The sequence below is a fragment of the Cedecea neteri genome, assembly GCF_000758325.1.
GTDB classification, from domain to species: Bacteria; Pseudomonadota; Gammaproteobacteria; order Enterobacterales; family Enterobacteriaceae; genus Cedecea; species Cedecea neteri_B.
This window is the reverse complement of sequence record NZ_CP009459.1, coordinates 4,144,650-4,157,591: the sequence shown is the minus strand read 5'-3', so window position 1 is coordinate 4,157,591 and position 12,942 is coordinate 4,144,650. Positions and strand designations below refer to the sequence as shown.

Below are 12,942 nucleotides of genomic sequence, written 5' to 3'. Positions count from 1 at the left end.
ACCATCCATTCAGGTGCGTTTTGCGCGGCGTTCGGCGATAAACGCCACCAGGAACACCGCGCCGATCAGATCAAAAAAGCCCATGGCGATAAACAGCGGGTTGAAGCCAATCTTGTCGGCGGTGACGCCGATGATCAGAGAGAAGATAAAGCTGGCAATCCACGCCGCGGAGCCGCGCATTCCGTTGACGGTGGCCATCTGGCCTTTATCAAACGAGTCCACCACCAGCGCGCTGAGCATGCAGGAGATAATCTGGTGCCCGAAGCCGCCGATGGAGATAAGCAGGATGGCAATCCAGGGATCTTTGGTGACGGCGACCAGCGCCAGAGAAAGCATCAGGAACGCGCCGGTCACCGAGCTCGCCACCACGGAGTTGGTGCGCGAACAGCCAAAAATACGGACGTAAACTTTGGTCAGATAGCCGCTGGCAATGCTGCCGATATCGGCGGCCAGGAACGGCAGCCAGGCGAACATAGCAATCTGTTTGAGATCCATGCCGCGCTCGTTGGCCAGGTAAAGCGGAACCCAGAAGCTCAGGACTGCCCAGGCGGGTTCTGCCATAAAGGCCGGAATGGCGATACCGTAGAAACGTTTGTTTTTGGAGACGGTTTTCAGGGCAGTAAAGAAGGGCAGTTTCACGGCGGGCGGCTCGTTGTCCTGTTTGATAAACGCCAGCTCTTCCTTGCTCAGGTTCGGGTGCTGTTCCGGGTTGTGGTAAAACAGCCACCACAGTACAACCCACCCCAGCGCCAGCGCTCCGCTGAACATAAAGGCCCCCTGCCAGCCAAAAAAACTGTGGGCAAAATAGATAATCGGCGGAGCCAGCATCGCGCCGATGGAAAAGCCCACTCCGGCCCAGCCTGCGGCAATCGGGCGTTCTTTTTTCGGGAACCATTCACCCAGCGTTTTGGCGTTGGCGGGCGTGGCTGCAGCCTCCGCACCGCCCATCATGAAGCGCAAAAGAGCCAGCTGTAACCAGCTCCCGGCTCCGGCATGCAGCATGCACATCACCGCCCAGATGCTGGCGCAGATCAGAAAACCGATCTTCAGGCCAATCACGTCTATCAGCCAGCCGCAGATAGGCTGGAACAGGGTATAGGCCAGCTGAAAAGCACCGACTATCCAGGAATACTGTTCGGTTGTAATGCCGAGGGAGGTTTTCAGCTCAGGCGCCAGGATCCCCAGCGCATTACGCGTGATGTAATTCACGGTGACGCCAAGTAAGAACAGAACCAGAACCCACCAGCGCAAATGCCGGAAAACGCGTCCTGCCTTAGCGGCGGTTATCGGTTGGTCGATGCCATGACTCATAGTTCACTCCACCTTGTAGGGTAATTAGTAGAATTGGTATGCCACTATCTTTGGCGATGGATGTAATTTAATTATTTGATTTTTATGTATTTAATTTTGTTTGTGTTTTCAATGAGAACCTTATCGGTCAACAAAACGGAGCGTAATTGAGTTATCAGCCAACCAATAGCGCAATTTTTGCAAATATTTTCACTACCTCGATCCGACGCGAAGAAATAACGCTAAACCTCCGGCACTATGGCGTATTGGCAGTCATGAAAATTTTTTCATTTCACAAACGGGCGTCGATCACAAAATGAGTAAAACGCTAAAAATCACCGAAATTGCCGCGCAAACGGGGCTGTCGATAAGCACCGTTTCCCGCGTGCTGGCGGGCAAGGGGAATACCAGCGAGTCGGCCCGCCAGCGGGTACTGGCCTGCGCCAAAGCGAAGGGGGTATTGCAGGGTATTGCGGCGGGCAGATTATTGGTCAACAGCCTGGTGGTTTTTGCGCCCCGTCGGGCGTTTGATGAGCGGCTGGATGTCTTCTACTACCGAGTGATGCAGGGCATCGGCAAGGCGCTGGTGCCTCACGACGCCAGGCTGCGCTTCTGCACACTGGAAGAGAATGACAGCGATACCGGATTGTTTCTCAGTAAGATGAACGAGCCGGAAACCGAAGCGGCCATTCTGTTGGGGATTGATGATACGCACATCCACGATCTGGCGGCGGATCTGGGCAAGCCCTGCGTGCTGATCAACTGCCAGGATCGCAAAATGCGTCTTTCTGGCGTCACGCCGGATCACCTGATGACGGGCCGCTTTGCCGCAAATTATCTGTTCGACATGGGACATAAAGGCGTGCTAACGCTAATGTGCCTGCGTCGCTACACCATGGAGCTGCGCCTCGCCGGGATTCGGGATGCGTGGGACTGCCGTAATCTGTCGTTTGATGAAACCCGGCATCTGCTGGTCGCCCAAAGCTTCGGTGCCAAAGAGAGCGAGGCCTTAATCAGCGACTATCTGGCGGCTACGCCGCGGCCGGCCTGGCCGAGCGCGCTGTTAGTCGGGGGCGATTTCATGGCCGCGGGAGCCGTCAGCGCTCTGCAAAAAGCAGGGCTGCGCGTGCCGCAGGATATGTCGGTGATGAGCATCGACGGCTTTAACCTGGCCGAAATTCATGATGTGGCTTTAACCTCGGTTCATGTTCCCAGAGACGAGCTGGGTGAGGAGGCGGTTCAGCTGCTGCAGCAGCGCCTGATGCGCCCGGAAGCGCCGGTGGTGAATATTCTGTTGGGCGGCACGCTGAAGGTGCAGGCGTCAGTGCGGCGAGTGGGTGCGGGGCAAGGCAGGCCGGCGGTGACCAGCGATAAACTCTACGACTGAGCAGAAAAAAAGCATAAATAAACCCTAAACAGCGCAGGCTCTTTGCCTTGCGCCTGAAGTTTAAATCCCTACTATAGGCCGCGGAAGACTTGCAGTATCTCGTTAGGCGAGGCTCCTGTACAAACATAGGTTGCTGATCTGACGACGTCGAGAGACGCCCAAGATTAGGACAGGTTATATCGAGCGAAGGTATAACCCCAGGTAACTTCCCCCGCTTTTGGGGATACGTTGTACAGTGCTAAAACCGAGACATGGAGATAGCGTCAGCACTCTCATATCTTGCTTCGCCCCAGGATGAGGACTGTTTATTTTTAAAACAGTAACCGGGGAAAAATCATGACATTTTCGACTAATACCTCAGCGCACTCCCGCGCTTCACTGGCCGTGTCCGTTAAACTGCCATCCTCAGACTCACAAAATACCGTACTGGCTTACCTGAGCCAGGATTACATCGCTTTACCGCCGGGCACTTCGGTGCAGGATGCGCAGGCGTTGTTCTGTTCGGGCATTAAAAATGAGCAGATCCCGTCGCAGATATTTGTGGTGGACGACGATGCTCATCTGTTTGGCCTCGTGCCGGTAAAATCGCTGCTGCAGGCCGACAAAGAGGCGCTGCTCAGTGACCTGATGCGGCCCGTGGCATTCTCATTAACGCCGGAAAAAACGCGCCATGAAGCCTGCGTGGATATCAAAAAGTCGGCTTCTAACTACATTCCGGTGCTGAGCTACGGCAAGCTGAAAGGCGTGCTGGGCCCGCAGGAAATCGCTCAGCTACTTGAGGACGAAAACACGCTGGACAGCCAGCTGCAGGGCGCGTCGTCGCCGCTGGAAACGCCTTATCTGCAAAGCAGCGTTTTTACGCTGTGGCGCAAAAGATCGGTCTGGCTGCTGCTGCTGTTTGTGGCCGAGGCTTACACCAGCTCGGTGATTAAATCGTTTGAAGATCAGCTTGAAGCGGCGATTGCGCTGGCGTTCTTTATCCCGTTGCTGATCGGCACCGGCGGGAACACTGGCACACAAATTACCTCGACGCTGGTCAGGGCGATGGCGCTCGGCGAAGTTGGGCTAAAGGATTTGGGCGCTATTCTGCGTAAGGAGATCTCGGCCTCGGTGCTGATTGCCTTAACGATTGGTACCGCCGGGTTTATACGGGCGTGGATGCTGGGCGTGGGTATGGAAGTGATGATGGTGGTCAGCCTGACGCTCATCGCCATCACCGTCTGGAGCGCGATTGTTTCTTCAATTATTCCGATGCTGCTGCGTAAGGTGAATATTGATCCAGCCGTGGTATCTGCGCCGTTTATCACGACCTTAATCGACGGAACCGGGCTGCTGATTTACTTCGAAATCGCCAAGGTGATGCTCACCGATCTGGCGGTCTAAAAATAACGGGGATAATGATATCCCCGTTCTCGTTTCTACCCGCACACTTCACACTGCGGGTTACGCGCCAGCTTCATCTCTCTGAACTGACAGGTCATCGCATCGTAAAGCACGATTTTCCCTCGCGCTGGGGTGCCGTAGTTTGCCAACAGCTTGATTGCCTCCATGGCTTCCAGCGAGCCGATAATTCCCACCAGCGGGGCCATAACGCCTGCCTCCACGCAGCTCAGCGTACTTTCGCCAAACAGACGGCTCAGGCAGCGGTAGCAGGGCTCATTATCCTGATACGTGAAGACGCTGACCTGGCCTTCCATGCGAATGGCCGCCCCGGACACCAGCGGGATCTTATGCTGATGGCAACCGCGGTTGAGCTGGTTGCGAATAGCCACGTTATCGGTGCAGTCCAGCACCACATCGTGGCGGGCGATCAACCCGGAAAGCTGAGGGTATTCGAGCAGCGCATTGACGGTGTCAATTTGGATATGCGGATTAATTGCCGCCAGTGAATCCCGCGCGGAATCCACCTTCGGTTTGCCAATCGCGGCATCGCTGTGCAGCGTTTGCCGCTGGAGATTTGAGAGCGAAACGGTATCGAAATCGAGCAGCGTGAGCTGGCCCACGCCCGCGGCCGCCAGATACTGTGCCGCCGCGCAGCCCAGCCCGCCCAGCCCGACGATGAGAGCTCGCGAAGCCTTCAGCTTTTCCTGGCCCTCAAAGTCAAAGCCGCGTAGCACAATCTGGCGGTTGTAGCGCAGCATTTCCTCATCGCTAAGCTCGACCATTTCAGCCTCCGAACAGCGGATTAAACGGCTCGACCTCAACCCATTCCCCGGCTTCGACGTTGCCGCGCTCTCGCTCCAGTACCACAAAACAGTTGGCCTGGCTGAAGGAGCTGAAAATATGCGATCCCTGATGCCCGGTGCTTAACACTTCCAGGTCGCCTTGCTCATTGCGGCGCAAAATGCCGCGCTGGAAGTCGAGTCGACCTGGGGATTTCTTCAGCTTGCCGACGGTGCGAACGCGCATGCGCGGCGGCAGAGGACTGGCGATTTGCCCACTTAGCTTCGCCAGCAGCGGCTGCACTAGCTGGTAGAAGGTCAGGGCGGCAGAAACCGGGTTGCCCGGCAGACCGCAGAACCAGCTGTTTTTCAGGCGCCCAAAGGCAAACGGTTTGCCCGGTTTAATCGCCAGCTTCCAGAAGCCGACTTCGCCCAGCTCTTCGAGGATTTGTTTCGTGTAATCGGCTTCGCCTACCGAAACACCACCGCTGCTGATGACGACGTCCGCGCGGCTGTCGGCTTCTTCAAACACCGCGCGAAGGGCGGCCTGGTCATCGCGAACGATGCCGAGGTCAATCACTTCGCAGCCCAGCTGTTCCAGCATGATGTGTACCGCCAGGCGGTTGGTATCGTAGATTTGGCCTTCGGCCAGAGGCTGGCCCGGAAGCTGAAGTTCGTCCCCGGTGGAGAACACTGCCGCACGTACTTTGCGGTAGACCTTCACTTCCGGGATGCCCAGAGAGGCAATCAGCGGCAGTTCGGCAGCGGTCAGCTTCACGCCTGCAGCGAGCACGCTGGCGCCCTGATGAATATCCTCGCCACGGCGGCGAATGTTCTGCCCGTTCTTCACGACGGCGTTAAAACGCACGCCGCTTTCGGTCACTTCCGTCTCTTCCTGCATCACTACGGCTTCGGCTCCGGCAGGGATCGGCGCACCGGTCATGATGCGCACGCAGGTACCCACAGGCCATTCGCCGCTGAATGGTTGTCCGGCGAAGGCTTTACCGGCGACGGGCAGCGCGCCCCCGGCTTTGATATCCGCCAGCCGCACCGCGTAGCCGTCCATCGCTGAGTTATCGAAACCGGGGACATCCAGCGGTGAGACCACCGGGGCCGCCGTGACGCGGCCCGTGGCCAGCAGCAGCGGCAGGGTTTCTGTTTCAGACAGCGGATGAATACGGGACAACATCTGTTCAAGCGCGGTTTCAAGCGGGATCAGCCCGGCGGTAAATTCCATTCATGACTCCTGGAGCAGGGGCAAAATAAGGCCTTAGTATGGCAGAAAATGCCGCCGGACGGCATGTCTGGGATCAGCAAAAACCTTTCATCAGTGGTCGGACATGCGTTACATCACGTTGTCACGTTTCTTCTTTACGCTCGGGCAGCGCGTCAATTGCTATTGACTATAGTCATTGTGGCTAATAAAAAACCTTGCAAGGAAGAACTGATGATAAGCAAACAAAAAGCATTTAAATTCAGTATGCTGACCGCCGCGGTGGGTTTCACCTCCTCCGCATTTGCCTTTGATTCCCTCACCGTTTTTGGCGACAGCCTCAGCGATACCGGCAACAACGGACGCTGGACCTGGAACAGCAGCCAGAACAAACTCTATGACGAACAGCTCGCCGCCCATTATGGCCTGACGCTGACGCCCTCCCGCGAAGGTGGGAGCAACTATGCCGCAGGCGGAGGCACCGCTGTGCCCGCGCTTAATCCTGCCGATAATACGCAAAGCCAGGTTCAGCGCTATCTAAACCAAACCGGCGGTCGGGCGGACGGCAACGGCTTATACATTCACTGGATCGGTGGCAACGACCTTGCCGCCGCGGCCACTCAGCCTGCGCTGGCGCAGGGAATAGCCGCCAACAGCGCCGCCAACGCCGCCGCGCAGGTGGGGGCTTTGCTTGATGCGGGTGCCGGGCTGGTGGTGGTGCCGAACGTCCCGAATATTGGCGCGACGCCAACGCTAATGGAATTAGTTCTCAGCGCCGGGCTTGGGGCGGCGGCTACGCCTGCTATTCAGGCTGCCTATGCTTCTCTGGATGCGGCGCAAACGCCTGACCTGGCGAGCCGTCAGCAGGCGATTCATCAGGCGCTGCAGGCGGCGGCTTCCGTCGTCAGTTCCAATCCACTCGTTCAGCAGGGCGTGGCCGCACAGCTGATAGCCGCCTACGATCAGGCCGTGCAGCAGGCCGCTTTGCTCACCATGTTCTACAACAGCGCTGAGGATCAGGCCTTGCTGCAGCATGGGGGAAATATCGCCCGGGCGGACATCAACGGCGTCTTCCAGGAGATTCTGGCCAATCCTCAGGCATTCGGCCTGACAAACACCGCCGGGATGGCCTGTCCTCCGGGCGTGGCGGCGACAGATTGCACCAGCTCCACGCCTGGATTTAACGGCGCTCAGGATTATCTGTTTGCCGATCATTTCCACCCGAGTCCGCAGGTTCACACCATCATAGCCCAGTACATTGAGTCGATTATCGTCGCCCCGGTGCAGGTCACCCGCCTGAGCCAGGGCACGCAGGCGATGGTGCGCGGCAGCCGGGCAACGCTTGATAGCCGCTATCAGCAGCTGCGCCAGGGCGATAACGCCGCAGGTTCACTGGGCGTGTTTGGCGGTTACAGCGGGGCGTATCAGCGTTACAGCGGCAATAGCGAAACCGGTGACGGCAAAGGCAACACCAACAACCTGACCGTCGGTCTCGACTATCAGCTGAACGAAAACGTGGTGCTGGGCGGGCTGATCGCCGGTTCGCTGGACAATCAGCGCCCGGATGACGGCTACCGCTACGACACCCGAGGTTTTCAGGCGGCACTCTTTGGCCAGCTTCGCGCGGGCCAGGCCTGGCTGAACGGTGACGTGCATTATCTTTCCGCCGACTTCACCAATATTCAGCGCGATATCACGCTGGGGCAGCTAACCCGCACGGAAAAAGGCGACACCGACGGCAGGCTGTACGGCGCGAGATTAACGGCTGGCTACGATATCCCCGTCACGACCTGGCTGACTACGGGGCCGGTGCTGCAATACGCCTGGGATTACAGCCACGTGAATGGCTACAGCGAAAACGGCAGCAGCAGCACGGCTATGCGCTTTGGCGACCAGAACGGCCATTCGCAAATCGGCAGCGCGGGCTGGCGCGTGGACACGAAGCTGGGCGTCATTAATCCCTGGGCGCAGGCAAGCTATCGCCATCAGTTCGGCGATGACAGCTACCGGGCGAACGGCGGCCTAAAATCCACGGCGCTGACCTTCAGCCGTAGCGGCGAACAGCTGGATAAAAACTGGGCCGATATTGCCATCGGGGCAGATATGCCACTTTCGAATACCGTGTCCGCATTCGCGGCGGTGGCACAGACGGCAGGCTTAAGCGACGGGAACCAGACGAGTTACAGCGTGGGGATCAGCGCGAAGTTCTAAGATTATGTTATTACCCTAAAAAATGGCGACTTTAGTTTCATAAGTCGCCATTTTCTCTCTCTTCCGGGGCGGGCCGGGATTCACTGAGTAAAGTCAATTTTCTTTACAACACTTTTACGTCTTTCTATATTCAAAAATCGTATCAATGTTTGGCAACGATTCTGATATTTATAGAAAAAACGCTGCCGGATACCACTTTCAACAGGCAATGCCGAATGACTAAAGCCGTTATCGCTATTCATGGCGGGGCCGGAGCCCTGACCCGCGCCCATCTGACGCCAGAAAAAGAGCTGCAATTTATTAGCGCGCTCTCCGGCATTGTTGAAGCCGGGCAGCAGATCCTTGAACGCGGCGGCAGCGCGCTGGACGCGGTGACCGAGGCGGTGCGCTTGCTGGAAGAGTGCCCGCTGTTCAACGCCGGGATAGGCTCGGTGTTCACCAGCACTGGTACACATGAGCTGGACGCCTGCGTGATGGACGGCAACAGCCTGAATGCCGGGGCGGTGGCGGGTGTGAGCCATATTCGCAACCCGATTCTGGCGGCAAGGCTGGTGCTCGAAAACAGCCCGCACGTGCTAATGATTGGCGAAGGGGCGGAGCGTTTTGCCGTGCAGAATGGGCTTGAGCCGGTAGAGGCCACGCTTTTTTCCACCGAAGAACGCTATCAGCAACTGCTGCGCGCCCGTGAAAGCCAACAGACGCTGCTGGACCATGACGCGGCTGAGCCAATTGATGCCGATAAAAAATTTGGCACGGTAGGCGCAGTGGCGCTGGATAAATTCGGTAATCTGGCGGCGGCAACGTCCACCGGCGGAATGACCAATAAACTGCCGGGCCGGGTAGGGGATTCGCCCTTAGTTGGCGCGGGCTGCTATGCCAATAATGCCAACGTGGCCGTGTCCTGCACCGGCACGGGCGAAGTTTTTATCCGCACGCTGGCGGCCTACGACATTGCTGCCCTGATGGAGTATTCCGGGCTAAGCCTGCAGCAGGCCGTTGACCGCGTGGTGATGGAGAAACTGCCCGCGCTGGGCGGCAGCGGCGGCATGATTGCCATCGACAATCAGGGGAACGTCGCGCTGCCGTTTAACAGCGAAGGAATGTACCGTGGCTTTGGCTTTGTTGGCGACGCCCCGAATGTAGGAATTTATCGTGACCAGGAGAGTTAATGCCGCACAGTCATGAGCTACCGGACGAGCAGGTGCTTGCCGTTAGCGACCTCAATATTCGCTTCCGCCAACAGGAGCAGGTCACCGACGCGGTGCGTCACCTGTCGTTGACCCTTAACCGGGGCGAAACGCTGGCTATCGTGGGCGAATCAGGTTCCGGTAAGTCGGTCACGGCAATGGCGCTGATGCGCCTGCTGGAGCAGGGCGGCGGACAGGTTAGCTGCGACAAGCTGCTGCTGCGTCGGCGTAATAAAGAGGTGCTGAACCTGCCCGAACTGAGTAACGCCCAGATGCGTCGCGTGCGTGGGGCGGATGTAGCGATGATTTTCCAGGAGCCGATGACCTCGCTTAATCCGGTGTTCACCGTGGGCGAACAAATCGCGGAATCCATCCGGTTACACCAAAAGCTGGATGGCCGTGCGGCGCTGGCGGAAGCGAAGCGTATGCTGGAACGCGTGCGTATTCCTGAAGCACAGGCCATCCTGAACCGCTATCCGCACCAGCTTTCCGGGGGGATGCGCCAGCGAGTGATGATTGCCATGGCGCTCTCTTGCCGCCCGGCAGTATTGATCGCCGATGAGCCAACGACCGCCCTCGACGTGACTATCCAGGCACAAATTCTGCAGCTTATTCGTGTTCTGCAGGATGAAATGCAGATGGGCGTCATTTTTATCACCCACGATATGGGCGTGGTGGCCGACATCGCTGACCGGGTGTTGGTGATGTACCGGGGAGAAGCGGTCGAAACCGGCACCGTGGAGCAAATATTCCAGAACCCACAGCATGCCTACACTCAGGCTTTGCTGGCCGCGGTTCCGCGCCTGGGCGCCATGAATGGCAGCGATTTACCGCGCAAATTCCCGCTGATAGCCCCTGGTCAACCGAATCGACAAGAGCCTGAAACCGAGCAGGACACTATTCCCCACGGCGCGAAGCCGGTGCTGGAAGTGCGGGATCTGGTGACCCGGTTCCCGTTGCGTAGCGGAATATTCAACCGGGTGACGCGCCAGGTGCACGCTGTTGAAAAGGTGAGTTTTGATTTACTGCCGGGCGAAACGCTGGCGCTGGTGGGCGAGTCCGGCTGTGGTAAATCGACCACCGGGCGCTCGCTGCTGCGGCTGGTGGAAACTCAGGGCGGCACCATCACCTTTAACGGCCAGCGTATTGATAATTTGCCTAACGGCGAGCTGCAGCACGTTCGCAAAGACATTCAGTTTATTTTTCAGGATCCGTATGCCTCGCTGGATCCGCGTCAGACCGTCGGCTACTCCATTATGGAGCCGCTGCTGGTGCACCAGGCCATGCCCAAAGAAGAGGCCCAGCAGCGCGTCGCCTGGCTACTTGAACGCGTAGGATTACAGCCGGAACATGCATGGCGCTATCCGCATGAGTTCTCCGGCGGCCAGCGGCAGAGGGTTTGTATTGCCCGCGCGCTGGCGCTGAACCCGAAGGTGGTGATTGCCGATGAGTCCGTCTCGGCGCTGGATGTGTCGATTCGGGCGCAAATTGTTAACCTGCTGCTCGACCTGCAGCGCGAATTTGGCATCGCTTTTCTGTTTATTTCTCATGACATGGCCGTCGTGGAACGCATCAGCCATCGCGTGGCGGTAATGTATCTGGGCCAGATTGTTGAAATTGGCCCACGCCGCGCCGTGTTTGAAAACCCGCAGCATCCGTACACCCGTAAACTTATGGCGGCGGTACCGGTAGCTGACCCAACCCGCAAGGGACGCAAGCCTGTTTTAGTGTCTGATGAGATCCCCAGCGCCACGCGCAGCCTGGGGGATGAACCGCACGTAGCACCGCTGGTTGCGGTGGGGCCGGGGCATTTTGTTGCCCGTCACCCCATCGGTAGCAGTGAAAATCGCCTATAAAGGAAAACAATAATGACAGCTAACACAACGCAAAAATGGCTGCTGGCGGCGGGACTTGCCTCCGCCGTTATCGCCACGCCCGCTTTCGCTGCTAAAGATGTCGTCGTAGCGGTGGCCTCAAACTTCACCACTCTCGATCCTTACGACGCGAATGACACGCTGTCGCAGGCGGTGGCGAAGTCGTTCTATCAAGGGCTGTTCGGGCTTGATAAAGACATGAAGCTGCAGAATGTGCTGGCAGAAAGCTACAAAGTGTCTGACGATGGCCTGGTGTACACTATCAAGCTGCGCACGGGCGTGAAGTTTCAGGACGGAACCGACTTCAATGCCGAGGCGGTAAAAGCGAACCTCGACCGCGCCAGCAACCCGGACAACCATCTCAAGCGCTACAACCTGTATAAAACCATTGCCAAAACGGAAGTGGTCGATCCTTCCACGGTGAAAATCACCTTAAAAGAGCCGTTCTCGGCGTTCATCAATATTCTGGCCCACCCGGCGACGGCGATGATCTCCCCGGCTGCGCTGCAAAAATACGGCAAAGATATCGGCTTCCACCCGGTGGGGACCGGCCCGTATCAGCTGGATACCTGGAACCAGACCGATTTTGTGAAGGTGAAGAAATTCGCCGGTTACTGGCAGCAGGGCCTGCCGAAGCTGGACAGCATTACCTGGCGCCCGGTCGTGGATAACAACACCCGTGCGGCAATGTTGCAAACCGGTGAGGCACAGTTCGCGTTCCCGATCCCTTACGAGCAGGCGGGCGTGCTGGAGAAAAACAGCAAACTTGAGCTGGTTGCTTCACCGTCTATCATGCAGCGTTACATCAGTATGAACGTCACCCAGAAGCCGTTTGATAACCCGAAAGTTCGCGAAGCCATCAACTATGCGATTAACCGCCAGGCGCTGGTGAAAGTGGCGTTCTCCGGCTTCGCTACGCCAGCAGAAGGGGTGGTGCCGCCGTCGCTCGCCTATGCTGAGAAATTCAAACCCTGGCCCTACGATCCGGCCAAAGCCAAAGCGCTGCTGAAAGAAGCGGGTTTCCCGAACGGCTTTGAAACCACGCTCTGGTCGTCCCACAACCACAGCACCGCGCAGAAAGTCCTGCAGTTTACCCAGCAGCAGCTGGCGCAGGTGGGCATCAAGGTGAAAGTGACGGCGATGGACGCCGGGCAGCGTGCGGCCGAAGTGGAAGCGAAAGGGCAGAAAGAGAGCGGCGTGAGAATGTTCTACACCGGCTGGTCAGCGTCTACCGGCGAGGCTGACTGGGCGCTGTCGCCGCTGTTTGCTTCTCAGAACTGGCCGCCAACGCTGTTTAACACCGCGTTTTACAGCAATCCACAGGTGGACAAAGACCTGGCCGATGCGCTGAAAACCACCAAGCCGGAAGAGAAAGCGAAGTTGTACAAAGACGCGCAGGATACGATCTGGAAAGAGTCTCCGTGGGTGCCGCTGGTGGTGGAAAAACTGGTTTCTGCCCACAGCAAAAATCTCACCGGGTTCTACGTGATGCCGGATACCGGGTTTAGTTTTGATAATGCGGATCTGAAGTAGCGTGATGATGACCCTCACCCCGGCCCTCTCCCTGAAAGGGAGAGGGGGAAAACCGAAGTCTGTGTCTGCAACCTCTGCCTTATGG

9 protein-coding genes and 1 riboswitch are annotated in these 12,942 nt (G+C 57.6%); of the genes, 6 read left to right on the top strand and 3 right to left on the bottom strand.

Annotated features, from left to right (window positions below; genetic code table 11):
- Positions 1-9: 9 nt before the first annotated feature.
- The gene (locus LH86_RS19395; RefSeq protein ID WP_039304862.1) at positions 10-1,311 is read right to left on the bottom strand and encodes an MFS transporter; all 1,302 of its coding nucleotides are present in this window, start codon (positions 1,309-1,311) and stop codon (positions 10-12) included.
- Between the two features lie 295 nt (positions 1,312-1,606).
- On the opposite strand from LH86_RS19395, the gene LH86_RS19390 reads away from it, so the two are divergent.
- Entirely contained in the window at positions 1,607-2,677 is a 1,071-nt protein-coding gene (locus tag LH86_RS19390) for a LacI family DNA-binding transcriptional regulator (RefSeq protein WP_039304860.1), read from the top strand.
- A 91-nt stretch (positions 2,678-2,768) separates the two neighbouring features.
- Positions 2,769-2,941, top strand: a riboswitch (M-box (ykoK) riboswitch).
- Positions 2,942-3,013: 72 nt separating this feature from the next.
- Positions 3,014-4,060: a magnesium transporter gene (locus LH86_RS19385; protein ID WP_039304856.1), complete on the top strand. Its 1,047-nt coding sequence runs from the start codon at positions 3,014-3,016 to the stop codon at positions 4,058-4,060.
- Between the two features lie 35 nt (positions 4,061-4,095).
- Here LH86_RS19385 and moeB read toward each other — a convergent pair whose 3' ends face one another.
- Both moeB and moeA read right to left on the bottom strand, forming a co-directional pair.
- Positions 4,096-4,842: a molybdopterin-synthase adenylyltransferase MoeB gene (moeB, locus tag LH86_RS19380; RefSeq protein ID WP_039304854.1), complete on the bottom strand. Its 747-nt coding sequence runs from the start codon at positions 4,840-4,842 to the stop codon at positions 4,096-4,098.
- A 1-nt stretch (position 4,843) separates the two neighbouring features.
- On the bottom strand, positions 4,844-6,076 hold the full coding sequence (gene moeA / locus LH86_RS19375) for a molybdopterin molybdotransferase MoeA (RefSeq protein ID WP_039304851.1): 1,233 nt from the start codon (positions 6,074-6,076) through the stop codon (positions 4,844-4,846).
- A 243-nt stretch (positions 6,077-6,319) separates the two neighbouring features.
- Here moeA and LH86_RS19370 point away from each other — a divergent pair, with 243 nt between their 5' ends.
- The 4 genes from LH86_RS19370 (at position 6,320) to gsiB (ending at position 12,857) form a co-directional block, all read left to right on the top strand.
- Positions 6,320-8,263, top strand: coding sequence for an autotransporter outer membrane beta-barrel domain-containing protein (locus LH86_RS19370; protein WP_419657207.1), 1,944 nt, complete (start codon positions 6,320-6,322; stop codon positions 8,261-8,263).
- A 215-nt stretch (positions 8,264-8,478) separates the two neighbouring features.
- Positions 8,479-9,432, top strand: coding sequence for a beta-aspartyl-peptidase (gene iaaA, locus LH86_RS19365; protein ID WP_039304846.1), 954 nt, complete (start codon positions 8,479-8,481; stop codon positions 9,430-9,432).
- Positions 9,432-11,306, top strand: a complete 1,875-nt coding sequence (gene gsiA / locus LH86_RS19360; RefSeq protein ID WP_039304843.1) for a glutathione ABC transporter ATP-binding protein GsiA — start codon at positions 9,432-9,434, stop codon at positions 11,304-11,306. The genes iaaA and gsiA overlap by 1 nt, the downstream gene beginning before the upstream one ends.
- 12 nt (positions 11,307-11,318) lie before the next feature.
- Positions 11,319-12,857, top strand: coding sequence for a glutathione ABC transporter substrate-binding protein GsiB (gene gsiB / locus LH86_RS19355; RefSeq protein ID WP_039304840.1), 1,539 nt, complete (start codon positions 11,319-11,321; stop codon positions 12,855-12,857).
- Positions 12,858-12,942 lie beyond the last annotated feature (85 nt).